This is a genomic window from Streptomyces sp. NPDC007917 (genome assembly GCF_042959105.1).
In the GTDB taxonomy this organism is placed as follows: Bacteria; Actinomycetota; Actinomycetes; order Streptomycetales; family Streptomycetaceae; genus Streptomyces.
The window spans coordinates 533,011-557,402 of sequence record NZ_JBIBKK010000003.1; the positions used below are offsets into that span (position 1 = coordinate 533,011).

Annotated in this window: 15 protein-coding genes and 2 pseudogenes; 5 read left to right on the top strand and 12 right to left on the bottom strand. The window is 73.2% G+C overall.

From position 1 onward, the window contains the following. Nucleotides 1-2: 2 nt before the first annotated feature. On the bottom strand, nucleotides 3-1,757 hold the full coding sequence (locus tag ACFZDL_RS08160) for a fatty acyl-AMP ligase (RefSeq protein ID WP_353593538.1): 1,755 nt from the start codon (nucleotides 1,755-1,757) through the stop codon (nucleotides 3-5). 75 nt (nucleotides 1,758-1,832) lie between these two features. On the opposite strand from ACFZDL_RS08160, the pseudogene ACFZDL_RS08165 reads away from it, so the two are divergent. Continuing rightward, nucleotides 1,833-2,087, top strand: a pseudogene (locus ACFZDL_RS08165) (family 43 glycosylhydrolase); the annotation flags it as partial. On the opposite strand, the pseudogene ACFZDL_RS08170 reads toward ACFZDL_RS08165, so the two are convergent. From ACFZDL_RS08170 to ACFZDL_RS08195, 6 genes and pseudogenes are all read right to left on the bottom strand, one after another. Next, nucleotides 2,074-2,307 (bottom strand): annotated as a pseudogene (locus ACFZDL_RS08170) (Tat pathway signal sequence domain protein); the annotation flags it as partial. The pseudogenes ACFZDL_RS08165 and ACFZDL_RS08170 sit on opposite strands and share 14 nt — an antisense overlap. Beyond that, nucleotides 2,304-4,415, bottom strand: a complete 2,112-nt coding sequence (locus tag ACFZDL_RS08175; protein ID WP_353593537.1) for a serine/threonine-protein kinase — start codon at nucleotides 4,413-4,415, stop codon at nucleotides 2,304-2,306. The pseudogene ACFZDL_RS08170 and the gene ACFZDL_RS08175, both read right to left, overlap by 4 nt. A gap of 55 nt (nucleotides 4,416-4,470) precedes the next feature. Beyond that, nucleotides 4,471-6,687, bottom strand: coding sequence for a PQQ-binding-like beta-propeller repeat protein (locus ACFZDL_RS08180; protein ID WP_353593536.1), 2,217 nt, complete (start codon nucleotides 6,685-6,687; stop codon nucleotides 4,471-4,473). A 5-nt stretch (nucleotides 6,688-6,692) separates the two neighbouring features. Next, complete coding sequence (locus tag ACFZDL_RS08185) at nucleotides 6,693-8,777, bottom strand: PQQ-binding-like beta-propeller repeat protein (protein ID WP_353593535.1); 2,085 nt, start codon at nucleotides 8,775-8,777, stop codon at nucleotides 6,693-6,695. A 90-nt stretch (nucleotides 8,778-8,867) separates the two neighbouring features. Beyond that, a complete protein-coding gene (locus tag ACFZDL_RS08190) occupies nucleotides 8,868-11,375 on the bottom strand; it encodes a PQQ-binding-like beta-propeller repeat protein (RefSeq protein WP_353593534.1) in 2,508 nt (835 codons plus the stop codon). Between the two features lie 132 nt (nucleotides 11,376-11,507). Further along, nucleotides 11,508-13,904, bottom strand: a complete 2,397-nt coding sequence (locus tag ACFZDL_RS08195; protein ID WP_353593533.1) for a glycoside hydrolase family 44 protein — start codon at nucleotides 13,902-13,904, stop codon at nucleotides 11,508-11,510. Nucleotides 13,905-14,245: 341 nt separating this feature from the next. On the opposite strand from ACFZDL_RS08195, the gene ACFZDL_RS08200 reads away from it, so the two are divergent. After that, complete coding sequence (locus tag ACFZDL_RS08200) at nucleotides 14,246-14,851, top strand: GPP34 family phosphoprotein (protein WP_353593532.1); 606 nt, start codon at nucleotides 14,246-14,248, stop codon at nucleotides 14,849-14,851. 19 nt (nucleotides 14,852-14,870) lie between these two features. Here ACFZDL_RS08200 and ACFZDL_RS08205 read toward each other — a convergent pair whose 3' ends face one another. Next, complete coding sequence (locus ACFZDL_RS08205) at nucleotides 14,871-15,047, bottom strand: hypothetical protein (protein WP_353593531.1); 177 nt, start codon at nucleotides 15,045-15,047, stop codon at nucleotides 14,871-14,873. A gap of 74 nt (nucleotides 15,048-15,121) precedes the next feature. On the opposite strand from ACFZDL_RS08205, the gene ACFZDL_RS08210 reads away from it, so the two are divergent. After that, nucleotides 15,122-15,685, top strand: a complete 564-nt coding sequence (locus ACFZDL_RS08210; RefSeq protein ID WP_353593530.1) for an ABATE domain-containing protein — start codon at nucleotides 15,122-15,124, stop codon at nucleotides 15,683-15,685. A gap of 57 nt (nucleotides 15,686-15,742) precedes the next feature. Here ACFZDL_RS08210 and ACFZDL_RS08215 read toward each other — a convergent pair whose 3' ends face one another. The 3 genes from ACFZDL_RS08215 to ACFZDL_RS08225 all read right to left on the bottom strand — a co-directional run bounded on the left by ACFZDL_RS08215 (nucleotide 15,743) and on the right by ACFZDL_RS08225 (nucleotide 21,085). Beyond that, nucleotides 15,743-16,162: a tautomerase family protein gene (locus tag ACFZDL_RS08215; protein WP_353593529.1), complete on the bottom strand. Its 420-nt coding sequence runs from the start codon at nucleotides 16,160-16,162 to the stop codon at nucleotides 15,743-15,745. 61 nt (nucleotides 16,163-16,223) lie between these two features. Then, entirely contained in the window at nucleotides 16,224-19,568 is a 3,345-nt protein-coding gene (locus tag ACFZDL_RS08220) for an alginate lyase family protein (protein WP_353593528.1), read from the bottom strand. Continuing rightward, nucleotides 19,565-21,085 (bottom strand): glycosyl hydrolase family 28 protein, encoded by a 1,521-nt coding sequence (locus ACFZDL_RS08225; protein WP_353593527.1) that lies wholly within the window; start codon nucleotides 21,083-21,085, stop codon nucleotides 19,565-19,567. The genes ACFZDL_RS08220 and ACFZDL_RS08225 overlap by 4 nt, the downstream gene beginning before the upstream one ends. 236 nt (nucleotides 21,086-21,321) lie before the next feature. Between ACFZDL_RS08225 and ACFZDL_RS08230 the strand changes: the two genes are divergently transcribed. Further along, on the top strand, nucleotides 21,322-22,257 hold the full coding sequence (locus tag ACFZDL_RS08230; protein ID WP_353593526.1) for a fumarylacetoacetate hydrolase family protein: 936 nt from the start codon (nucleotides 21,322-21,324) through the stop codon (nucleotides 22,255-22,257). Between the two features lie 58 nt (nucleotides 22,258-22,315). On the opposite strand, the gene ACFZDL_RS08235 is transcribed toward ACFZDL_RS08230, so the two are convergent. Beyond that, nucleotides 22,316-23,113: an SDR family oxidoreductase gene (locus ACFZDL_RS08235; protein WP_353593525.1), complete on the bottom strand. Its 798-nt coding sequence runs from the start codon at nucleotides 23,111-23,113 to the stop codon at nucleotides 22,316-22,318. Between the two features lie 265 nt (nucleotides 23,114-23,378). Between ACFZDL_RS08235 and ACFZDL_RS08240 the strand changes: the two genes are divergently transcribed. Next, nucleotides 23,379-24,389 carry an MsnO8 family LLM class oxidoreductase gene (locus ACFZDL_RS08240; RefSeq protein WP_353593524.1) on the top strand — a complete coding sequence of 337 codons (1,011 nt, stop codon included), beginning with the start codon at nucleotides 23,379-23,381 and terminating at the stop codon, nucleotides 24,387-24,389. Nucleotides 24,390-24,392: the final 3 nt, after the last annotated feature.

The following is a 24,392-nucleotide window of genomic DNA, read 5'->3' on the forward strand; positions in this document are numbered from 1 at the left end:
GGCTAGCCGGTGCTGCCGTGGGAGGAACCAACCGACGAGCTGGCCGACGAGCCGACGACGGACAGCGTCCCCTCGAGATATGCCGCCCGGGAGGCGCGGCGCTGGATCTTGCCGCTGGACGTCTTGGGGATGGTGCCGGGGCTGACCAGGACCACGTCCCGTACCGACAGGCCATGGGCCTCGCCGATCGTGCTGCGGATCAGGGTGGTGATCCGGTCGAACTCGGGCGCCGACTCCGGCGACGCCTCCGCGACGACGACGGGCCGCTCGCCCAGCGCCCCGTCCTCGACGGAGAACGCGGCGGTGCAGCCGGGGCGGAGCGCGGGGTGGGACATCTCGGCCGACAGCTCCAGGTCCTGGGGGTAGTGGTTGCGCCCGTCGATCACCATCAGGTCCTTGATCCGGCCGGTGATGAACAGCTCTCCGTGCCGCAGGAGCCCCAGGTCGCCCGTCCTCAGAAAACCGTTCCTGCCGTCCTTCAGCGACGCCCGGAACACCTCGCGGGTCGCGAGGGCGTTGCGCCAGTAGCCGCGGGCGACGCTCTCACCGGCGACCCAGATCTCGCCGACCTCCCCTTCGGGACACTCCTCCAGGCGCTCGGCGTCGACGATCAGCACCGTCATACCGGGGCCCGGCCGCCCGCAGCCGACCAGTTCCGCGTCCGCCGTCCCGGAGTGCGAACCGATGTCGCGCCCGCTGACCAGCGTCGGCGCCGCGCCGACCGCGTTGCCGCTCACCATCAGCGTCGCCTCCGCGAGCCCGTAGCAGGGGAGGAAGGCCTCGCGCCGGAACCCGGCGGCGGCGAAGGTGTCGGAGAACCGCCGCAGCGTCGCGGCCCGCACCGGCTCGGCGCCGTTGAACGCCACCCGCCACCGCCCCAGGTCGAGGCGGTCCATGAGCTCGGGCGTGGCATGCCGCAGACACAGCTCGTAGGCGAAGTTGGGCGCCCCGCTGGTGTGCGGGCGGTACCGCGAAATGGCGGTCAGCCAGCGCTCGGGCCGCTGCAGGAAGTGCAGCGGGGAGAAGAGGGTGGATGTCCCGCCCAGGTAGAGGGTGTTGAGCACGGGGGCGATGAGCCCCATGTCGTGATACACCGGCAGCCAGCTGACGAAGAGCTCCCCGCCGCACTCCGCGATCGCGTCGGGGGTGTGCCCGAATCCCTCCGTGAGGACCCGCTGGTTGTCCATCAGATTGCCATGCGTCACCGTCACGCCGCGCGGAGCCGAGGTCGAGCCGGAGGTGTACTGGAGAAACGCGACCGAATCCGGCCTGATATCCGCTTCCCGCCAGGAATTCGCTGCCTCGTCGGGTATGTCCTCGGTGGCGACGCGGCTGATCCCGGCCAGTTGGGGAAGGTCCTCCGCCATGCCGTCCAGCGCCTCGATGATCTGCCGGCCGCCCAGGATCACCTTGACGTCCGCGTCGGCGATCAGGCGCTTCATCCTGGTCAGAGCCCGGTGGTTGTGCCTTCGCCCCTGCGGCGGAACGCCCGGCACCGCGATGACCCCGGCCGCCAGACACCCCATGTAGCCGCAGATGAATTCGACACCGGGCGGATACAGCAGCAGCGCGCGGGAACCGATGAGACCGCGCTCCTGGAGCCAGCCGCCGATGGCCCGGGCGCGCCGGCCGAGCCGCCCGTACGACAGTTCCTGAACCTCTCCGTCGCAGTCCCCCGTGGCGAGACAGCGATAGGCGATGCGGTCGGGCCGGCCGGACTCCTGAGCGACCATCATGGTGACGAGCGAGTCGGACATGCGCATCAGGGTACGGTCGGCCGACCCGGACAAAACGGGACAGTCCCACGGAGTGGACGCGGGTCCGAGGCCGACGTCCAGGTGGCCCGTATCGACCCGATGGCCGGCACGGTGCTGGAGGGCCCGCGGCCGGTGTGGTCCGGGACGGGGCTGCAGCATCCCGAGGCCCCGCATCTGTACCGCGTCGGCGACTGGTGGTACCTGATGCCCGCCGAAGGCGGCACCGAGCGCGGCCACTGCGTGTCCATCGCCCGCGCCCGCTCGCCGCGTGGCCCCTACGAGGCGGCCCCGGCCAACCCGATCCTCTCCCACCGCGCGAGCCGGAACCCCGGTAGACGGTCGGCTGCGGGTTGGCCGTCCAGCCGGCCCCCGCGTGCCACTTGGCGGTCAGCCTGGCGAAGCCCGCCTTGTAGGGGGCGGCACCCGCCTTCACCTTGGCGGCCATGCGGTCGAGGTCCGCCCGGGTGTGCAGCATCCCCGGGTGCGCGAAGGCCGCGGCAGCCGAGGCCGGGCCGGTCGCGGCGAGGGCGCCGACGCCCCGCCGAATCAGAACACGGGCATCGCCGTCAGGGCGCCGCCGCGCAGCAGGAAGACACGGTTGCCCGCGCCCGCCGCCGTCAACGTGCCCGCCTGGCCCGCGCTGTGCTGCCACACGCCGACGCCGTCCCTGGCCCGTACCGTCGCGACCCCCGCGCCACCGGACCGGTCCAGGGCGATCCACACGCCGTGTCCCTCGACGACGGGCGGATCCGAGGGCGGCGCCTCGTAGGGCAGCGGATACGTCCAGGACTGGCCGCCGTCGGCAAGACGGAGCCGCCGCAGTTCCTGTCCGTCGGCCGCGTACAGGGCATCGCCCGCCACGGCGGGCGCGGTCCAGCCGTCCGAGTCCTGGTCGTCGCTCCGGCCGCCGAGCATCTCGGAGCGGTGTGACCACTTCACCGTGCCGTCGGACAGCGCCAGGGCGGTCAGGGAACGCCCGCCGAGGTAGACGGAGTCCCCGGCGACTGCGGGGGTGAGGGCTTTGGTGCCCTGGCCCTTGCGCGCGGGCCACGCGGCCTGCCCGGTACGGGTGTCGAGCGCCGCCACGGTGCCGTCCGAGCCGCAGACCACCAGCCGACGGCCGCCCACCGCCGCCCGCGCCGGGGCCTTGGGGGAGGTGCGGACGGGCGCCGGCACCGTCCACCGCGGCCTGCGGGATTCCAGCTCCACCGCCCGCAACCGGCCCTGGCGGGTGACCACATAGACCGCCTCCGCGTCGGCGGCGAGCAGCACGGCAGCGTCGGCGGCGGCCGACCACAGCCGCTTCCCGTCCTCCGCGGGGTTCGACGCGATCAGCGTGCCCCCGGTGTCGGCGGCGAGAAGCAGGTCGTCGGCGGGGGCGAGGTACCGGGCGGCGGCCGACGCGCCGGGGACGTCCCACCGCCGCCGGCCGTCGGCCACGCCGTACGCCCGCAGCCCGCCGCCCGCGGCCCCGACGACGACCACATCGCGCACCGGCAGCGGCACGGGCGAGTCGGTGGCGGCCGCCCCGGACACCGGTCCCCACAGGGGCCGTGGCGGTGTCCGGTCACCCGAGGCGGGCTCGGGCAGCGGCTCTGCGGCCCAGTCCTCGTCCGGTCCGCCGTCGTCGTCGCCGTCCAGCAGCCACCACGCCCCCGCGCCCACCCCCGCCACCGCGGTGGCGGCACCGACCGCCAGCAGGGAAAGCGCGCGGCGACGGCTGGGCCGTGGCGATGCGGGGCCGTCCGTGGGGAAGGCCGCCAGCCGCTCCGCCTCGGCCTCGCGCTCGGCGATGTCGTCGGCGAGCGGCCCCGCGCGCCACGCCGGTACGGCCCTGCGCGGCGGCGCGAGGGCCCGGGCGAGCTGTTCGGGGAGCGGGCGGTACGCCGGGTCCTTGGCGAAGCAGGGGGCGATCACGGCCCGCAGCTCGGGGTGGACACGGTCCAACCGGGGCTCGCCGTGCACCACTTCGTACTGCACGGCCGCCACATGCCCGCCGTCGTAGGCCCGCTCCCCGGTCGCCGCGTACGCCAGGACACAGCCGAGCGAGAACACGTCCCCCGGCGGCCCCACCCGCCGCCCGAGCACCTGCTCGGGGGCGCCGTAGCCGGGGGTCACCGGGGCCTGGCCGGTGGCGGTGAGGGTGAGGCCGTGTTCGGGCCGGGCGATGCCGAAGTCGATGACGCGGGGCCCGGCCGAGGTCAGCACGATGTTCGACGGCTTGATGTCCCGGTGCACCAGGCCGGTCGCGTGGATGTCCGCGAGGGTACGGGCGACAGCCGCCCCCAGCGCCCGCACATCAGCCTCGCCGAGCGGCCCGTACCGCCCCACGGCGCCCTCCAGCGTCGGCCCGGCCAGGAACTCCGTGGCGATCCACGGACGGCCCCCCGAGGAGGCGTCGGTGCTGTTGCCGTCTTGAGCCGTCAGCACCCGGGCCACCCCCTCACCGCGCACCGCCTGGGCCGCCTGCGCCTCGCGCACGAAACGCCGGGCCATCTCCTGCCGGTGGGCGAACTCCGGCAGCAGCACCTTCACCGCGGCGGTGCGCCCGGTACGGTCCCGCCCCAGGTAGACCTGGCCCATGCCGCCCGCGCCGAGCACGCCGATCAGACGGTAGGGGCCGAGGCGGAGCGGATCGCCGGGGCCGAGGGGCTTCATGTGTCTCCTGGAAGGGCTTTCGGGCTGACCGGACTCTGTCGGGGCCGTTCTCGCGCTATTCGAGGGGGATGGCGGCGACGACGTGGCCGCTGGCCATGATGGCGCGCCGCGCCTGGCGGTGCGCCACGGCCGCGCGACCGATGCCGCCGCCCTCGGGGGCGTTGAAGGTCCAGGCGGAGGTGTGCCGGGTGAGGTCCACGGCGGAGATCCAGCGGCGGCTGTCGACCGTTCCGTAGACGTACCTGTCACCGACGAGCGGGGCGCCGTAGAAGTCGGCGGCCAGCCCCGTCGGCTTCTCCGCCCAGCGGAGCTTGCCCGTTTCACCGTCCAGGGCGACGAATCCGCGGTCGCCCTCCGCCGCGTACACCACGCCGCCGCGCACCGCGGGCGGCCCGTAGCGACGCTCCCTCGCCTCGAATTCCTCACCCACCTCACGTCCCTTGCCGAAGCGCCAGGAGATCTTCCCGTCGCTCAGCCGCACGGCGAAGACCTCGTCGGCTCCGATGTACACATGAGTGGGGGAGAGCGCGAGCTGCCCCCGGGCGGTCCTGGACAACGACTCCGGGAACTCGATGTCCGTGGGGACTCTCCGCCGCCACAGCCGCGCGCCCGTCCGGGTGTCCCGGACCTCCAGGTCGAGCCCGTTGCCGCCGGCCAGCAGCAGACGGCGCCCGGAGACCGACGCCACGACCACGGCGTCGTCGTCGCTCGGCATCGACCGGGCGAACGGCTGCCGCCACCGCTCCGCGCCCGAGCCGAGGTCGAATGCGAGGAGATACCAGCCCTTGTCCAGGCGGCTGACCTTCTTGTCGTGGGAGATGGCGTACAGCGCGTCGGAGGTGGCGGTCAGCAGGGTGGTGCTGTACGGCTCCCACCGCGTGGCGCGCACCACGGCGGAGCCGGGATCGCCGGTCTTCGGATCGACGCGGGTCACGGTGAGGGCGCCACCGTAGTGCCTGTCCTGGAGGGCGAAGAGGCTTTTCCCGTCCGTGGTCATGGCGTAGCCGGCGTCCATGGCGTCGGAGGTCCACAGCCGGGTGCCGCGCCGGGCGTCCAGAGCCAGTGTGCCGTCGTCCGTGAGCAGGGTCACCGCGGAGCCCACGATCTGCGGGGCTTCGCGGAGGCTGATCTCGGGTGTCTCCCGCCGCCACGCCGCGTCCGGTGGCACATTGGCGGCGCGCGCGGTGGGGCTCGGCCCGGTGTCAGGACCGGGCCCAGAACCGCCACTCGACCGCCACGCCCAGACGCCGTAGCCCGCGCCCGCGAGCGCCAGCGCGCCCCCGCCGGCCAGGGCCAGCGCCGTCCGCCGGGACGGGCGCCGGGACGAGGGCCGGGCGTCGGAGTCCGGGGCGGGCTCGGGGGCTTCGGCCGGTGCGGGCAGGCGCGGCGGGGCGATCTCGTACGCTCCGACACAGCGCCGGGCGATGTCCGCGAGCAACAGATCCGGCAGATGGTCGGCGAACTCCCCGCCGCCGTCGTGCAGTTGGGCGCGCAACTCGTCCGTGCCCGGGCGCCGCGCCGGGTCCTTGGCGAGGCAGCGTCGCAGCACGGGCCGCAGTCCGTCCGGGACCCGGGTCAGATCCGGCTCCCCGTACCGCACCCGGTAGAGCAGATCCGCCGGCTGCCCGCCCCCGAACGGCCCGGCGCCGGTCGCCGCGAAGACCAGCACGCCCGCCAGCGCGAAGACATCACCGGCAGGGGTGTGTTCGCCGCCCGTGGCCTGCTCGGGCGACATGAAGGCCGGGGTGCCGGCGGCCCGGCCGGTACGGGTCAGCCGGTCGTCGCCGAGGGCGCGCGCGATGCCGAAGTCGATGACCTTCGGGCCGAAGGCGGTGAGCAGGATGTTGGAGGGCTTCAGATCGCGGTGGACGACGTCCGAGGCGTGCAGCCGGCCCAGCGCCTCGCACAGCGCGGCGCCCAGCGGGCGTACGCACCGCTCCGGCAGCGGGCCGCACAGCGCGACCGCCTCGTCCAGCGGCGGGCCCAGCACATACTCGGTCGCCAGCCAGGGCGTCTCGGCCAGCGGGTCGGCGTCGATGACCGCGGCCCCGTACTTCCCGCCGATGACGCGGGCCGCGTCCGTCTCCAGCCGGAAGCGGGTGCGGAATTCGGCGTCCGCGGCCGTCCTGGCGTGCATGGTCTTGAGCGCGACCGTCCGGCCGCCGGACGAGCGGCCCAGGTAGACCACGCCCATGCCACCGGCGCCGAGCCGGGCGATGAGCCGGTAAGGGCCGAGGGCCCGCGGATCGTCGTGGGTGAGGGGAGAGGCCATCGTCATCAGTCCACGGGAAGCGCGTACAGGACACGGTCGTTCCGCACCAGGGCCACGCCCGCGCCACAGGCGACCACAGCCCCGGTGAACCCTTTCTCCCTGCCCTCGCCCACGGCGGTGAAGCGCCACAGCAGCGTGCCGTTGTCCGCCGCGTAGGCGTCGACGGAGCTCGCGGTGGAGGCGAGCACGGTGCGGCCGGAGCCGCTGACCGAGGTGACGGGGTACGGCAGGCTGGTCCTGACGGAAACGCCGTTGTCCCGCTCCCACTTCAGAGCGCCGTCGGCCGCGTCCAGGGCGTAGGTGCGGGCGAGCGTGTCGGTCACATACAGGTGGGGTCCATGGCGCAGCGCGCGGCCGAACAGGCCGGTGTCCGAGCCGAAGGCCCAGGCCTGTTCGCCACCGCGCATCTCGAAGGCGCGCAGCTTTCCCGCGAGGGTGACCACGAGCAGGCCGTCGGGCGTGCTGGTGTGGACCGGCGGCTCCTGGTCGCCGGGTACGCCGCGGTACTTCTGGGTCCACAGCTTCCGGCCGTGGCGCCGGTCGACGGCGGTATACCGGCCGTCGGCCTCCGACAGCAGCAGGAAGTCCCGCTGCAACAGCGCCCCTCCCTTGCCCGGCGCCCCGAACGGGACACTCCAGCGCTCCTCGCGCGCCTTGGTGTCGTACGCGACGACCCGGCCCCACGACCGGCCGTCCTCCGCGCCCTTCGCCCCCTTTCGGGAAGCGGTGAACCAGAACGTGTCGCCGGACAGCGCCAGCGGCGTGGCGAACGCGAGGGCGCGGCCCGGCGCGTAGTCCGCGGCCGACCACGTGACCGTGCCCGTGCGCGCGGAGACGGCCTTGAACGTGTCGCCCGGGACCAGGACCAGCCCTCCGCCGAGGTCGTACATCTCCCCGCGCACGGGGTGGTCGTCGAGCGTCCAGAGCCTGTCGCCGGTGCGCAGGTCGATGCCCACCACGCCGCGCCCCGCGGCATGGACGACGATCCGGTCCCGCCAGATCAGGGGCGGGCTTCCCTTGGCGCGATCGCTGACGCGGGCCGGCAACTCGGCGCGCCACAGCGGCTTCGGCGCGACACCCGGAAGACGGGTACGGCGGGGCCTGGGCCGCGCGGTCTCCTTGCCACCGGAGGCCGCGAAGGCGGCGACGCCCCCCAGGGCCAGTCCGACGGTTGCCGCCGCGGCACCCACGAGCAGGGTGCGGCGAGCGGTGGCGGGTGCGGCGGGCCCGGGTGTGACGGTGGGTGGCTCGGCCGCGGCGGCCTCCGCCCGCGCTTCGGCCTCCGCCGCCCGGACCGCGGCCTCCTGACGGTCGATCGCCGCGGTGACCGGCGACGGCAGCCAGCCGGGCGCGGGCGGCGGGCCCAGCTCGGCGGCCAGATCGGCCGCCCGGGGGCGCAGCCCGGGGTCAGGGGCGTACGCGGCGGTGATGGCGCGGCGCAGTGCCGCGGGTATCGCGTCCGGCCGCGGGTGCGTCCGGCCGGTGGCCGCGTACGCCAGGACGGTGCCCAGCGCGAAGACGTCCCCCGGCGGCTGTGGCCACCCGCCCGTCCTCTGCTCCGGCGGCACGGACACCGCTGCCCGCCCCGGCGGCTGCCGGTCGGATGCCGACGCCCGCGCGGCGCCGTAGCCGAGCAGCCGGGGGCCGTCGGCGGCGAGCAGCACGGTGGCCGGGGAAATCCCGGTGTGCACCAGCCCGCCCGCGTGCGCCGCCGCCAACGTCGCGGCGAGCGCCGCGCCGAGCGCGCGTACGGTCGGCTCGGGCAGCGGGCCCCCGGCGGCGGCGAGCGCCTGCGGCAGGGGCAGTGCCGGAAGGTAGGCCGAAGCGGCCCAGGGGAGTCCGGGCCCGTCGGGGGCGACATCCACCACGGGCAGCACGGCCGGGCCGGCCAGCCGCCGCGAGTTCTCGGCTTCCGAACGGAACCGGACGCGGAACGCCGTGTCGTCCGCGAGCGCGGCGGGCGGCACCGCGAGAACGACCGCGTGGCAGGGGGCCTGGAGACCCAGGGCCAGGCAGTACCGTGTGTGGTCCGCGTCCCAGTCGTGACCGGCGATGACACGATACGGGCCGACGCGTGGGCGCGGCTCCATCCATCCCCCTCCGTCGCCTGTCGATCTCGGTGCGTTGCCTTTGTCACGGGAGCTTAGGGGACGGCCGACGGCGTCCGATCCACGGGCCGGTCACTCCACCGGCAGCGCGTACACGGACTTGTGGCTGAGCGCGATCGCGACGCCGCCACCGAAGGCGAGCAGCTTCGCCGGGCCCAGGCCGATCCCGCCGGGTGCGCCGCTGACGTCCGAGAACCGCCACAGGATCGCGCCGTCCGTGGCCCGGAAGGCCACGATCTCGGTCGAGTTGACCGCCAGCACCGTCCTGCCGGACGGCGTCACCGACGTCTGGACGTCCTCCACCAGGCCGCCCACCAGAAGCCTGGGGTCGCTGTGCCAGACCACCTTGCCGGTCCTCGCGTCCAGTGCGGTGACGGCGGACATGCCGTCCGCCACATAGACCCTGGTGCCGTGGACGGCGATGGTGCCGAAGCGCGCCGCCTCCGAGCGGAGTTGCGCGGTCCATTTCACCGCGCCGTCCGCGAGCCCGAGGGCCCGCAGCCCGCCCTGGCCATCGGAGACGAGCGCGCTCCCCGGCGCGAGCGGGGCCACGACGGCGTCGAGCGCGACGCCGTCGTACGTCTTCGTCCACAGCCGGCGGCCGTCGCGGCCTCTCAGGGCGACAAATCGCTTGGCGTCCGTATTCTCCGCCCCGCTGTTGCCGTGTGCCTCCGGTATCACCGAGGCGTCCCCCAGCGGCAGCGGCCTCACCAGCCGTCGCTTGCCGGGGTCCGCCGGTTTCGGGGTGAAGCGCTCGGGAAGCGGGCAGCGCCACCGCTCCCGCCGCGCGCCGACGTCATATGCGACGACGGACGTGGTGTTCCGTACCTGGCCCTCGTCGCGGCTGTGCACGGTGAACCAGAGCGCGCCGTCGCGGACTCCGAGCACCTGCTCCAGTTCACCACCCGCGCCCCCGGCGTCGTACTTCGCCTCCTGCCAGCGCAACTGCCCGCTCCGCGCCGCCAGGAAGCCGGGCGGGCCCACCTCAGGGATCATGATCAGGTCGTCGCCGACATCGATCGCGGGGCCCGCCGCCACCACCTGTGCGGTCCACAGCCGCTTGCCGGTGCGCAGCGCCAGACCGAACACGTCGGAGTCGGCGGCCAGCACCACGATCCTGCCGCGCCAGACGGCGGGGGCAACGGTCGGCGCGTTGCGCAGGCGGAACTCCCACAGCGGGACCGGCGGCACCCCGCGGATCGCCCGGGGACGCCGAGCGGGCCGGGCTCCGCCGCCGACGCCCAGGGCGGTGACGGCCCCGAAGCCGAGCGCCGCGCCCGCCACTCCGGCCGCGGCGCCGGTGAGCAGCAACCGTCGGGAGGGGCGACGGCCGGCGCCGGCGGCCGCGGGGGCGGAACCGGCGGGGGCGGTGTCGGCGGTGTGCGGTGGGCCGGACAGTGGCCGGGGCAGCGGCCCGGGCTGTGAGGGGCGGGCCTGTGGCGGGTGACCCGCCGCGGCCTGCGCGGCCGGAGCCTGTGCGGCCGCTGACGCTGACGCTGCCGGGGTGCGGTCGGCCACGGGGCGTACGGGCCCGCTGCTCGGCCCGGTGGCCTCCGCGCCCGCCGGCTCCGCGCCCTCAAGCTCCGCGTGCCTTGCCTCCGCGCTCGCCGGCTCCGCGCCCTCCGGTTCCTCGGCCAGCACCCGTGCCGCCTGCCCGGCCATCGCGGCGACAACGCGCCCGGGCAGCCAACCCGGCCCCAGCACGCTCGCGGCCCCGCCCGCGCCCCTGTCCAGGACGGTGGCCGCCGGTCCGCCGCCGGGCAGCGTCGCCATTTCGCCCGCAGGGGCGTGGGCGTCGCCCGCGGCGCCCCGTATCAGCTCCGTCAGGAGCGCGGCCGCGCTCGGCCGGTCGGCGGGGTCCGGGGCCAGGCAGGCCGTGACGGCCTCGCGCAGCGGCTCCGGCAGTTCACCGGGAGGGGCGGCCAGACGCCCGGTCGCCGCGTACGACAGGACCGCCCCCAGCGCGTACACATCCCCCGGCGGGCGGGGGCGGCCACCGGTCAGCTGCTCCGGTGCCGTGCACTGCGCCACCAACCCCGGCAGCCCCGTGCGGTCCTGACCGTCCGGCGCCACCGCTCGGACCGCGCCGAACCCCGTGATCCGCGGCTGGTCGCCGACCAGCACCGCCCACGGTGTCAGCCCCGCGTGCGCGAGGCCCGCGGTGTGCAACTGTGCGAGGGCTTCCGCGACGGCCGCGCCCAGCGCGCGTACGGTTCGCTCCGGAAGGGGCCCACCGTACGCCACCAGCGCTTCGGGCAGCGACAGTCCTGGCCGGTAGGGGCAGGCGTGCCAGACGGGCCGCTCCCGCTCCCCGGACACCTCCGTGGCGGGGGTCAGCCATCGGATGCGCCCGGCCAGCCCCCGCGCCCGCTCGGCCTCCGCCCGGAAGCGGATCGCATACGCCGTGTCCTGGTCGAACTCCCCCAGAGGAGTGGTGAGTTGGACTGTGCGGTCACCACTCACGGGCCGGGCGAGGTACCTGCGTTCGACAGCGGAGACGTCGTCCAGGGCCGCTTCCAGACGGCCGATGAGCACATAGGGACCCACATGGCGCGGGTCGTCATGGCGCAGGGGTTCCATCCCACTCCCGTGTGTGGCGTGCGAAGCATCAGGAGGCTATCGGCTTCGCGCCAGGCACGGTTCGCGGGCACATACCCGGGGCCCGCGGGCCCCGGGTACACGGTTCACTCGATACCGCTCACCATGCGCCGCTCACCGCGTGGTGTGTCCGCGTACGGCGTGGCTGCCGGGGTCGTGCCCGGCCAGGGGCGCGATATGGGTGGCGGCCGCGGTGCCGGGGACGGTGCAGGACTTGCCGTTCAGGGTGTAGTTCCCCGGCGCGGGGTTGGCGCCGGTGTAGGTGCCGTTGAAACCGATGGTGGTGGAGGCGCCGGTGGCCAGGGCGGCGTTCCAGCCGGCGTCCTTGACGGTGACCTGGCTGCCGCTCTGGCTCCAGGTGCCGTTCCACCCCTGGGTGACCTTCTGGCCGCCGGTGAAGGAGAAGCCCAGCTGCCAGCCGTTGAGGGCGGGGCCCTTGTTGGTGAGGGTGACGGTGGCCGTGAAGCCTGAGCCCCAGTCGTTGCCCACCCGGTAGTCGACCGTGCAGGCGGCGGCCGGGGCCGCGGCGGTGGTCACCCGCACCGGTGCCGAGGGTGGCGAGCTGCGGCCCGCGGTGTCCTTCGCCACGACACGGAAGGTGTAGGCGGTGGACGGGGAGAGGCCGGTGACGGTGGCGCTCGTGGCGGGGGCGTCGACCGTGGCCACCGGGGCGCTGCCCGCGGGGTCGCCGGAGTACACCTGGTAGCTCGCCACCGGGGACGAACCGGCGGTGGACGCGGCCCAGGACAAGGTGGCCCGGTCCGGACCGACCGCGGTGGCGGCCGGGGTGCCGGGGGCGGTGGGCGGTTTCGCCTCGGAGGAGCCGGCGGGCAGGACGTACTCGGTGATGGAGTACGCGGGGAAGGTGGTGGTGAATCCGCCGTTGGTCAGCGGCTGATCGGCCAGGTGCTTGATCGAGGTGACGTCGTCCTGGCCGTAGCGGTAGACCTGCGCCGAGCCGGCGAGCCCGGTGCGGCCGGTCACGGACACCGGGGCGGTCAGATCTCCGGTGGTCTTGTTGACGACGATCACGGTCAGCGCGTGGTCGCTGTCGCGCTCGGCCGCGTAGACCGAGAGCTTCTCCTGGTCGGCGCTGGCCGCCTGGACCGCGGTGTCGCCGAACGCTCCGCCGTTGCCGTCGTAGTTGCGGAACATGCGGAAGGCGTAGGAGCCGGGGTCGGTGGACTTGGGCGGTGACCACAAGGTGGCCAGGTCAAGGTCCTCCCGGCCGAAGATGCCGAGCACGTCGGCCTGCGCGAGGGCGCCGTCGATGTGGTCGAGGGCGCCCCAGTTGTACTCGGTGATGGCGAGCTTGGTGCCCGGGTAGTTCTCATCGACGAGGGAGCGCATGCGCGGAATGAACTGAACGGGCTGGTTGATCCAGCTCTCGTCCACATACGTGGGGTCCCACAGCTGTCGCGTGGAACGCAGCCGCAGCTCCTGGGTGGCGGGGTCGTCATTGCCGCTGGACACCCCGGACTGCTGCGGATAGATGTGGTTGTCGAAGTAGTCCAGGACGCGGCGGCCGTGGCTCTGCTCGTAGGCCTTCATCTGCTGGAGGTACCAGGGGGCGAACTGCTGCCCGCCGTGGGCCGCCCGGTCCGGGGGATTGGACCAGCAGTCGCCGCCCTTTTCGCCGCAGGTCTTCTGGTCGAGGCCGGAGTAGATCATGGAGTTCAGACCCCAGCCGACCGGGCCGAGGGTCTGCGCGCCGGGGTCGGCGTCCTTGATCGCGGCGGCGGTGGCGTAGGTGCTGTCCCGTATCTCGTCATAGCCCGCCCCGGCCGGGTGGACATCCCGGTGGGTGGCGAACCACAGGTCGGGCTCGTTGTCGAGGTTGTAGAAGCGCACCCCGCCGGCGTCCGCGGACCCGTAGGCGCGGTTCAGGTGCTCCACCCAGCCCTTGGTGAACTCCGGGCCGGCGGCGACGCTGGTGTCGGCGGGGTCGTTGCCGGTGACGTTGGTGCCGTCACTCTTCACACCGTTGCCGCAGTCCGGGCGCCACTGGGCGTCGCTGCCCTTCTGGGGCCCGTACTTGGAGATGCTGAAGCCGCAGGCGGCGTTGCGTGCCGCCGTCGTCGAGCCGATCATCGGCACGGTCAGGATGGTGTCGGTTCCGGTGCGGCGGTTCTGGTCGACGAACTTGTCGGCCTCCGAGCCGTCCGGCAGCTGGGCGGTGCCGTTCTCGTAGTACAGGTTCTCGAAGTACCAGTCGGAGCCCGCGTTGTAGGCGTCGAGCTTGTAGTTGTAGCGGGTGGTGGCGTTTCCGCCCCACCGCCGCACCGGCAGTCGCAGCTCCTTGGCCAGCGGCTCCTCGGCGAAGTTGATCCCGTAGATGTGTGGGTCGATCGCATGGCGCCCGGTGGTGGCGTCGACCCTCAGGGCGGGGCCGTCCGCGGCGGCAGCGGGCCGCGCGCGGGCGTCCGATAAGTCGCTCGCCCGGACGGGATCGGCCAGGCCGACACCGGCCACCAGCAGCGCCGCGGCCACCAGCGCGGCTCTTCGAGTCATGCGCATGGTCTCCTTCCATGCGGCCATGCGACACGGCTCAGCCACGTCCGCTCGGCGGGAGGCGGGCGCACGGGCCATGGCACCGAGGGGGCAGTGCCGTACGGCCTGACGACGGGGGAATGGTGCGCGGGAGCATATGGGAGCGCTCCCAAGAGCCTTCACATGGTCAGTGAGCCCTGGGGCGCTGTCAAGGGGCTTGAACGGCAGAGCACCCCTGACCGGCGCGCGCTACAGTCGGCCAGGTACGGGAAACTGGTACGGGAAACTCCTCCGCCGGACCCCGCCCCGGGCCGGCTGCTCAGCGACGTATCGCCATCGATGCCTCTGACGTGGAGCCACTCATGACCACACCGCGGGACCTGCTGATGGTCGCCATGGACACGGTGCCCGTCCGCCCGGTGGAGCGCGGAGACCTGTCGCTCGCGCTCGCGGGGGCCGAGATGATCGACCTCATCGACGCCCAGGCGCTCAGTCTGGACGGGGATGTCATCGTGCCGGGCCCGCAGCCGGCGATCGCCGACCGTCTGTTGAACGAGGCCGCGTCGTCGCTGGATCGACAGGCGCCCTACGAGTCGGTCGGCGACTGGCTGTGGCGCAGGGGCCGCGGCCTGTCCGCGGCCTACGCGGCCGCGCTGGAGCAGGAGGGGGAGATCACCCGGCGCCGCCACCGCTGGACACCCTTCCGGAGCAGCCGGCCCGCGCTGGCCGACTCACCCGCCCACCATGAGGCGGTGGAACGCTGGGCATCGGACGAACCCGTGCTCGCGGCGCTCGCGGCGGCCGTCGGGATTCGCGGCGAGCCGCCCGAGGACGCCCCGGCCGTGGCCGGCGAGGCGGTCGTGACGGTGCTCGCCGCGGTGAACGACGCGGTCATGGAGCTGGGGGCGGTACGCCAGCGGCGGGCCATCGAGGAAGCGGCCTTCGACAACATCTGGCGGGGCGACTAGCGCGGCGGTGCGGGGCCGCTCACAGGCAGGTGCGCGTGAGCCATTCGTCGGCGCTGTAGGTGTCCTTCGCCGGGTCCGGCGCGGTGGCGGGCCGTTCCTCGACGGTGTCCTCCAGGCGGATGCGCTGGGGCAGAGTGCCGAATCGAGCACGTCGTGCGGCCTCGGCGTCATCGCGTACGTGGTCGGGCTGTGCCATGTCGTCGCCTCCCGTCACCTCTCTGGTAGGTGACGAGCCTTGCAGAGGCCGCAGTCACCCGTCAAGATGGTGACGTGAATCTGGATCACGTGTTCCTCTGCGGCAACCCCGCGCTCGACCTCGCCGCGACGCTCCGCGCCCGCCGTTCGGCGCGGTTCGAGATGTTCGTGTCGCCGGACCGGCTGGACGCCTGGTATCTGGAGTCGGGGATCGTCGACGCGGTCTCGGCCAGTCAGCAGGCCGACGTCGAGCAGGCGATCGCCGTACGGGAGGCCGTCTACCAGCTGGTCACCGCCCGTATCGCCGGGGAGGCGTACGACAGCGGGGCGCTGGCCCTGGTGAACGGCACGGCCCGCAAGCCTCCTGCCACGCCCCAGCTCACCGCGTCGGGCCGGTGGACCGACGCGAAGCCGGAGGAGGCGCTGGCCACCGTGGCGCGGCATGCCGTCGAGCTTCTGGGCGGGCCGGATGTGCCGCTGCTCAAGGAGTGCGGCAATCCCGAGTGCACCCGCGTCTACATCGACCGTTCTCGCGGTATGCGGCGCCAGTGGTGCGGCATGGAGTCCTGCGGGAACAGGGTCAAGGCGGCGGCTTACCGCGCCCGTAAGAAGCAGGCGCAGCAGGCCGCGGCCGGCTGAGGCGACGCGGCCGGCGCCATCCGTCGCGTGGATGACGCCGGCCGGTCTTTCGCCGTGTCAGCCGTCCTTCCCGCTTGCGCCGGTCGCCTCGGAGGTGTCGGCGTACTGTGCCACCCCGTGGCCGAACGACCAGTCGATCGACTCGTTCTCGGTCAGCACGATGAACACGTTCCGCGGCTCGGTCCCCGCGTACGCGTGGGCGAGTTCCGCGATCCGCCGGTACAGCGCCCGTTTCTGGGCGGGCGTGCGCCCGGAGCGCATGGTGATCGCGATGTACACGACGCCGTCGTCGCGCCGCACGCCGAGGTAGTTGTCATAGCGCAGGGTGCTGCCGACGCCGTCGTGGCCGGTCAGGACCTGGAATCGGTCGTCGGGCGGGAATCCGATGGTCTCGACCATGGCGTCGTGGACGGCGCGGCCGAGCGCGTCGAGCCGGTCGCGGCCGGTCCCCAGCGCGTCGATGCGGACAAAAGGCATGTCGGCGGTTCTCCTCTCGTGGCGTGTCGCCGACCACGCTCGTACATACTGGTAGGTACAGTCAACCTCGGGTGATGACCACCCGCTCGAACCGGGTGGTGCAGTGGGCCAGGGGGTCGCGGGAGCAGACCACCAGCCCCACGTAGTAGGGCGCCTCACCGAACGCGGGGATCGCCCCCTCGGCGAGCGAGGTCCAGGTGGCACCGTCGTCGCCGGAGACGGCGGCGGCGAAGGTGGTCCCGTTGCGCCTGAGCCGCAGCAGACAGGGGAGTTGGACGCCGCTGCCGCTCGTGCCGGAGGAGCCGGAGAAGACAGAGGCGCCGGCCACGGTGGTGCGCAGCATGAGCTGCGCGGTGGCCCCGCCCGTGACGATCGCTCCGGCCGCCTGGTCGAACGGCGACAGGGACTTGGCCATCAGCAGCCCCACCCGGTCCGAGCCGGTGGCGCCCGTGCGGGAGACGAGCCGGGCGGTGATCTCGCAGTCGCCGGTGACGGGCCGCCGCACGAACTGCCCCGTCATTCCCTGGCCGTTGACGTTGAGATCGACCCCCGCGCCGCGGACGACAAAGGCCCCCTCGTCGTACGCGGTGCTCCCGGGCGTACGGATCGCCACGACGCCGAAGGTCCCGAACGCGCGGTCGTCGAGGACGGTGTCGCCGAGATCGCCGTACGACCAGGGCTCGGGCACAGGTGTGCCCACGGTGAGCGTGAACGTGCCCGTCGCGGTTCCGGCCGCGTTGCCCGCGCCGGCCGTGACGCGGAACTCACCGGTTTCGGCGGGTGTTCCGGAGATGAGCCCGGTGCGCCGGTCGACGCTCAGCCCCTTGGGCAGGCCGTCGGCGAGGAACCGTACGGGCTCGTGCGAGGCCTGGAGCAGATGGTGGAAGGGAACACCCCGGTTCGCGAACGCGACGGTGGCGGAGGTGAGTTGTGGCGTGGCGGGGGCGGGCATCCGGGCCTGGGCGGGGGCCGAGCGCGGGCCGTGGCCGGCGCTGTTGGTCTTCGCCACGGCGTAGTGGTACGTCGTGCCGGGTGACCCGGTCGCGTCCGCGTACCGGATGCGGGTGCCGAAGCCGACCGGGCCGACGTCGGTGGCGATGGTCTCAAAGGGGCCGTCGGCGCGGGCGGCCCGCAGCACCGCGTACCGGGCTGAGAGATCCGGGTCGGTCCAGGCCAGCTCGACGGCGTCGGCACCGGTGGCGGCCCGCAGGTCGGTGGCGGTGCGCGCGGGGCGCGGCACGGACCAGACCGGGCCGGTGGCGGAGGTGACGCTGACGTTGTCGAAGGCCCCGGTGCCGGTCTCGGCGTAGGGCTCGGCCACGCCCAGAGCGGAGGTGAGGAGCAGCCCCGCGTACACCGTTCGCCCCAACTCGACGTCGCTGGAGCCGACGTCGGTCCACCGGACACCGTCCGGGGAGATGGATCCGGTGCACCGCCTGCCCTTGCGCCGCACCCGCACCCAGTACGGCGCCCGCAGCCGGTAGCCGTCGCCCGCGCCCTCGACATACGGGGCCTCCAGGGGCGTCGCCGACTCCGGCAGGGTGCCGAGGTCGGAGATCGGGAAGGCCGCGGCGGTGGTGATCGACTGCTGCTGGGACGGTGGCACGGGGGTGCTTCCGGTCGCGGACGTGGCGGCCGCGGCGGCGGGGCGCACCGTCCACACACCGCTCCAGGTGTGCAGCGGCAGCCCCTGGATCAGCATCGAGGCGTGCGAGGCGGCCGCGTCCAGGGAGCCGCGGAGGGTGACCCCGATCTTCGAGTACTGGGAGCTGAGCGGCCATACGACGCGTGCGGTGACGGTGCCGTCGCCGGTCAGCGGCAGGTGCACGAGGCGGTAGGCGTCCGCGGTGCCGCTCGCCTCCAGGACGAAGCGCTCGCCGTCGAAGCCGGCCGAGCCGGGGATCTTCGCGTCCCCCACATCCCGGGTCGACCAGGGGCGGGGGAGCCCGGCGGCTGCCGCGGCCCAGCCCGAATCCGCGCTGCTGCCCCGCGCGTTGGTGGCGCTGACCGTGTAGTAGTACGTCCGGCCCGCCGTCACGTTCCGGTCCACATACGCCGGGGTGGCCACGCCGGACGCGATCCGCTCGTACGGCCCGGTGGGGCGGGTCGCCCGCCGCACCGTGTACCCGGTGGCCCACGCCGACGGCAGCCAGGACACGGTGACGGCGTGCCCGTCGCCGGTGGCGGTGGTCCCGGCGGGGGCCGTGGGCGCGGCGGGCGAGGCCTGCGCCCCGGCACAGGTGAACGTGCCCCAGCTCGGCAGGTCGTCGTTGCCGCCCTCCACCACGCGGGCGCCGCCCGTGCCCCGGAAGACGGCCCGCCGGGTGTACGGGGCGTCGAGGCCGCGCACACCGGCGTAGTGTGCGTACGCCATCTCGTAGATCGGGGGCAGGGCGCCGCGGCCCTTGGCCGACACGGTGGTCTTGATGTACTTGCCCGTCCGGTCGAGGTCGGGGGTGAAGGGGACGTCGTCGCCGAGGTTGTAGCGGGCGGCGTACTCGAAGTTGGCAAGGATGCGGTGGTCGTCGAAGCCCCACAGGTCGACACCCTGGTTCCAGGCGACCTGGGCGGCGTCGCCGAGCAGGCCGACCGCGAGCTGTTCATGGCCCTGGTCGCGCCCGCTCTCCTGGCCCTGGCCCGCTTCGGTGACGACGCGGTTGCGGACGCTGCCGTTGCCCGCGCCGGCTGCGGCGAAGCGCAGGGCGTCCTCGAAGAGGGTGGGCTCCTCGCAGAAGACGCCGATGGCCAGGATGGTCTGGAGGGCCGTGAGGTCCCAGTTGCCGTTGGCGTACAGCATGTAGCCCGACACGGCCGGGTACCAGACCCGCAGGAAGGACTCCTCGCAGCGGGCGATGTCGGCCCGCGCCCAGCCGTCGTAGTCGCCGTGGCGCAGCAACTCGGCCGCGTTGAGGAACTTGAAGGCCTGGAGCCCGGCGCCCAGCGGGCCGTCCGCTCCGGTGACGGCGGTGAGCGAGGCCGACCAGGCGTTGAGGATGTCACGGGCCTTGTCGGCGTGGGCGCGCTCACCGGTCACACACCACATGAGGGCGTTCTGGTAGGCGGCGGCGGAGTCGGCCACGGCCTGGTTCATGTAGTTCGAGGGGCCTCGGCCCCAGGAGGTGATCTGGCCGGTGTTCTGCACGGTGTACGAGGCCGAGGAGCGGGCGTGCGCGGCGAGCGCCAGATACCCGTCGTAAACGGGCGACTCCTTGGCGGCCACCGCGGCCTTCATCCGGGCGAGGTCGGCGGCGCTGTGCAGCAGCCCGGGGTGGGCGAAGGTCCGCGCCGCGGTGTTCTCCCGGGCCAGGGCCGAGCCGGGCACCAGCAGCCCGGTCGCGCCCGAGGCCAGCAGCAGGGCGGTGGCGCCGCCGAGGAAACCCCGGCGGCTGGGTGCGGTGTTCGTCATGACGCGGCGGCCTCGGTGGTGGTGATGAACCTCAGGTTGGTCACATGCTCGTTGGTGTGCATCGGGATGTAGTCCGTGGCGAGGTACCAGCCCGGCTTCTTCATCGTGTCGGCGATGACCTTGCCGCCCACCACCAGGTTCTCGAAGGTGACGTTCTTGATGGCGTGCTCGGCGTCGTAACCGAGCAGCAGACAGGTGTTGGTGCGGGTGCCGGTGTAGCTGAGGTCCTTGATGTAGACGTCCTCGATGCCACGCCCGACCGAGGTGTTGTACTTCGTGTTGTACATGACCCGCATATGGATCAGCTGGCCCTCCCGGAAGTCCTCGACCCGGACACCGTCCACCCGCACGTTCCTGATGAGGTTGGAGTCCCCGGGGTTGAGCGCGATGCAGCCCTGGTAGCCCATCTGCGGCTCGCGGTGGTCGCAGATGTCGAGGTTCTTGAAGGTGAGGTTCTCCAGGACCTCCGGGCTGTCGGTGTTGCCGTGGGTGCCCACGTTGATGGGGTGGGCGACGTCCGCCCACAGGGTGGAGTTCTTGACGGTGATGTGGCGGGTGTCGCCGTAGTAGTCCCAGCGGTGGGTGTAGATCGCCACGCAGTCGTCGGCGTTGCGCATGAAGACGCCGTCGATGGTGACGTGGGAGCTGGAGAAGATGTCGATGCCGTCGCCCCAGCCCTTGGAGCTGAAGGAGCCCATGCCGTGGATGGTGACGTTCTTCGACTCGCCGATGGTGACCGCGTAGCCGTTCGGGTTGAGCATGGTGACCTCGCCGATGGAGATGTCCGAGGAGCCCTCGACGGTGGCGCCCCCGCCGGCCGCCGCGTGGATCACTCCGCGCCCGGTCAGCCGGGCGTCCCGGACGTCCTTGAACACCACCCGTGACCTGAGCACCGCGCCGCCGTGCAGATACACGGTCTTGCCCGACGGCACGGTCACCGTGCCGTCGGGGGTGGTGTGCACACCCGGGCCGAAGTAGATGACGTCGGGGTCGTCCTCGGCGGGCCGGTGTTTCTCCAGGGGGCGGGCGAACAGGTGCAGACAGTCGAAGATGTCGTCGTTGACCTGGACGACGACGTTGCGCGGCTGGTCGAGGGTGAACCGCAGCGTGTCGCCGAGGACTTCGGGCTCGATGCCGTACGAGTCGGGGCGGACGCGCACCGTCTTCACGCCGCCCCTGATGTAGGTCACCTCGACCTCCACGCCGCCCGAGAAGTCGAAGTAGGCGAGGGACGACTTCTGCTGCTGACCGGAGCCGGTGGTGGTGTTGACCAGGTTCAGGGTGGCCAGATAGGTGCCGAGTCTCTGCCAGGTGCCGCCCGGGGTGCGGACCTTGACGGTGAAGCTGTCCGTCTTGACCGGGGCTCCGTTCGGTATGTCGTAGGTGACCAGCGCGGGCGCGGGGTCGTCGGCCTGCTGCGCCCGGGCGGACGCGGCCGCGATGCCGGTGAGACCGGCGGCGAGGGCCGTGGCGCCCGCCGCCTGGAGCGCGGTACGGCGGGAGGGGGGCGTGTTCATGCCTGACTCCTTGCGAGCGTGAAAACGTCGTAGCAACCGGTTGCTGAGACCGAGTGGCCTGAGCTTCTTCCTGTCGCGAATCCGCGTCAAGAGTCATGGCAGACTTTCGAAAAAACTGTGCCAAGCACCTGGCAACCGGTTGCGCAAGGTGTTTGAGAGCACCTGTGCCGGGCACGATGCGACAGCCCCCGGCGGGGTAGGACGGATCACACCGTCAGGAACGGAGAGGACGACATATGACGCGCATCGTGCGCTTCGCCGACGACACCGGGACCGTACGGACCGGGGTCGCCGACGACACCGGCGCGCTCCGGGCCTTCCCCGGAGCGCCGCTGATCGCCGAGGTGCTGCGGCTGCCCGCGGCTCAGCTGCGGACCCTGGTCGAGGACACCGCCTCCGGTCCGGCCATCGCCGACGAGCGGGACGTTCTGCTGCTGCCGCCGCTGGACGGGCTGATGGAGCTGTGGGCCGCGGGGGTGACGTACGAGCGCTCACGCGAGGCCAGGGTGGAGGAGAGCAGCGAGCAGTCCGTCTACGAGCGGATCTACGACGCCGAGCGCCCGGAGCTGTTCTTCAAGGCGCAGCCCTGGCGCGTGGTGACCGACGGCGAGCCCATCGCCGTACGGGACGACTCCGAGCTGAACGTCCCCGAGCCCGAACTGGCGCTGGTCCTCAACCGGCACGGTGAGACCGTGGGCGCTCTGGTCGCCGACGACGTCAGTTCACGCTCCATCGAGGGCGAGAATCCGCTCTACCTCCCCCAGGCGAAGGTCTACGCCGGAAGCGCGGCGGTGTCCTCGGGCATCGTGCCCGCCTGGGAGATCGAGGCCCCCGACGCGCTGGGCATCAGCCTGGTGGTGTGGCGCGCCGGCGAGGCGGCCTACCGGGGGACGACCTCCACCGCCGCGTTCCACCGCACCCCGAGGGGGCTGGTGGACCACCTGTGGCGCTCCCAGCCCTTCCCGGACGGCGCGGTGCTGTCCACCGGTACGGGCATCGTGCCCGCGCTCGACTTCACGCTGAACGCGGGGGACGTGGTGGAGATTTCCATCGACCAGGTCGGCACGCTGCGCAACCCGGTACGGGTCGGCCGGTCCGAACTGGACTGGCTGGTGGAGGCGATCAGCCACCCGCTGACGCGCCGTGCGCACCGGACCCGCTTCCCCGCGTGACCCCGCCGGGGCGGCGGGCGCCTTCTGCCCGGGCCCGGCGGACTTTCGCGGACATGAGCTAGGGGAGGATGGAGTCGACGTAGCCGCCGTCGACGCGCACGGCCCCGCCCGTGGTGGCCGACGCGAAGGGAGAGCTGAGGTAGACGGCCATATGGGCGATCTCCTCCGGCTCGATCAGCCTCTGGAGCAGCGACTGGGGGCGGTGCTTGGCCATGAACTCCCGCTGCGCCTCGTCCCAGGGCAGGCTGGAGTCCACCAGTTCGTACACGAACTCCTCGACGCCGCCGGTGTGCGTCGGCCCGGCGATCAGTGAGTTGACGGTCACCCCGGAGCCCGCGGCCTCCTTGGCGAAGCCGCGGCCCACCGCGAGCAGTGCGGTCTTCGACATGCCGTAGTGGATCATCTCGGCGGGGATGACGACGGCGGAGTCGCTGGCGACGTTCATGATCCGGCCCCAGGACCGGTCCTTCATCGCGGGCAGGTAGGCGCGGATCATCCGCACGGCGGCCAACACGTTGACTTCGAAATAGCGTCGCCACTCGTCGTCGCTGATCTCCAGGGCCGGGACGGCGCCGAAGATGCCCAGGTTGTTGACCAGGATGTCGACGTCCGGGACCGCGTCGGTGACCTGGCGGGCGCCGTCGTCGGTGGTGATGTCGCCCGGGGCGGGGACGAAGGTGCCCCCTCCGTCCGCCGCCCCCTCCAGTTTCGCGATGGCGGCCGCCACGGACTCCTCCCGGCGGCCGTTGACGGCGACACGCGCGCCCGCCCGCGCCAGTCCGGCGGCGATGGCGAAGCCGATGCCCTGGGTCGATCCGGTGACGAGGGCGGTCTTGCCGGAGAGATCGATCAGCACGGTGCTCCTCCAAAGGGATGCGGTACGCGAACTAAGGAACGATGTGTTCCGGGTGTCCGTGCCGGTGCCGCGGAAACAGCGGCCCGGGTGTGCGGTCGTGGGGTCACGCCGGATGACGCGCGATCACAGTAGTTGCATGCGCGTTTAGTTGCAAGCGCGCTATATCCTGGGTCCGGTGGTGTGACCTGCCCCCCTTTGCCGCCGCGGCCCGCACCGGGCCTCGGCGCGGTGGGAATGCCGGGGCCCGCGAGGCGTTGAACCCTGTGTGAGCTCTGTGATCGCCTCGACCCGGTTCTCGATCCTCGACCGCTCGCGGATCCGGGAGGGATTCGACGGTCCGCAGGCGCTGCGCGACACCGTGCGCCTGGCCCAGGAGGTGGAGCGGCTGGGCTACCACCGGATCTGGGTCGCCGAGCATCACGGCGTGCCCGGCGTCGCGGGTTCGGCGCCGACCGTGCTGGCCGCGGCGATCGCCGCCGCCACGCGTACGATCCGGGTCGGCACCGGCGGGGTGATGCTGCCGAACCACCAGCCGCTCGTGGTCGCCGAGCAGTTCGGTGTCCTGGAGTCCCTTTTCCCCGGGCGGATCGACATGGGCCTGGGTCGCTCGGTCGGCTTCACCAACGGCGTGCGCAGGGCGCTGGGCCGGGGCAAGGACGACGCCGACGACTTCGCGGGGCAGCTGGCCGACCTCCTCGGCTGGTTCGAGGGCACCTCGCCGACCCGCGCCCATGCCCGTCCCGCCGAGGGGCTGCGCGTGCCGCCGTACGTCCTGGCCACCGGTGAGGGCGCCGCGATCGCTGCCGAGGCCGGGCTTCCGCTGGTGATCGGGGACCTCAGGGGCCGCGAGAGGCTCCTGCGTGCGATCGAGCGCTACCGCGGCGCCTTCCGCCCGTCCGCGTGGGCCGAGCAGCCGTACGTGGTCGCCGCGGGCACGGTCGCCGTCGCCGAGACCCCCGAGTCGGCCCGCCGGCTGCTGATCCCCGAGGCGTGGGCCATCGCGTACTCGAGCACCCACGGCACCTTCTCGCCGCTCGCCCCGGCGGAGGAGATCGAGCGGCGGACCATGAGCCCCAGGGAGCGGGACCTCTACGAGTCGGCCCTGCGCGGTCACATCCACGGCACCGAGGAGCAGGTGGCCGATGAGCTGGAGACGGTGATCAAGGAGACCGGCGCCCAGGAGGTCATGGTCACGACCAGCACCTACGACCGGGACGCCCTGATGGCGTCCCACCGCGGGCTGGCCCGGATCGCGGGGCTCGCCGGCGGCCGCTGAGCG

What these genes read in the sequence shown, in the direction of transcription:
- ACFZDL_RS08175 (WP_353593537.1), bottom strand. Translation starts at nt 4,415, where the DNA reads ATGAAGCCCCTCGGCCCCGGCGATCCGCTCCGCCTCGGCCCCTACCGT.
- ACFZDL_RS08200 (WP_353593532.1), top strand. Translation starts at nt 14,246, where the DNA reads ATGACCACACCGCGGGACCTGCTGATGGTCGCCATGGACACGGTGCCC.
- ACFZDL_RS08185 (WP_353593535.1), bottom strand. Translation starts at nt 8,777, where the DNA reads ATGGAGCCGCGCCCACGCGTCGGCCCGTATCGTGTCATCGCCGGTCAC.
- ACFZDL_RS08220 (WP_353593528.1), bottom strand. Translation starts at nt 19,568, where the DNA reads ATGACGAACACCGCACCCAGCCGCCGGGGTTTCCTCGGCGGCGCCACC.
- ACFZDL_RS08160 (WP_353593538.1), bottom strand. Translation starts at nt 1,757, where the DNA reads ATGTCCGACTCGCTCGTCACCATGATGGTCGCTCAGGAGTCCGGCCGG.
- ACFZDL_RS08180 (WP_353593536.1), bottom strand. Translation starts at nt 6,687, where the DNA reads ATGGCCTCTCCCCTCACCCACGACGATCCGCGGGCCCTCGGCCCTTAC.
- ACFZDL_RS08190 (WP_353593534.1), bottom strand. Translation starts at nt 11,375, where the DNA reads ATGGAACCCCTGCGCCATGACGACCCGCGCCATGTGGGTCCCTATGTG.
- ACFZDL_RS08195 (WP_353593533.1), bottom strand. Translation starts at nt 13,904, where the DNA reads ATGACTCGAAGAGCCGCGCTGGTGGCCGCGGCGCTGCTGGTGGCCGGT.
- ACFZDL_RS08225 (WP_353593527.1), bottom strand. Translation starts at nt 21,085, where the DNA reads ATGAACACGCCCCCCTCCCGCCGTACCGCGCTCCAGGCGGCGGGCGCC.
- ACFZDL_RS08230 (WP_353593526.1), top strand. Translation starts at nt 21,322, where the DNA reads ATGACGCGCATCGTGCGCTTCGCCGACGACACCGGGACCGTACGGACC.
- ACFZDL_RS08205 (WP_353593531.1), bottom strand. Translation starts at nt 15,047, where the DNA reads ATGGCACAGCCCGACCACGTACGCGATGACGCCGAGGCCGCACGACGT.
- ACFZDL_RS08215 (WP_353593529.1), bottom strand. Translation starts at nt 16,162, where the DNA reads ATGCCTTTTGTCCGCATCGACGCGCTGGGGACCGGCCGCGACCGGCTC.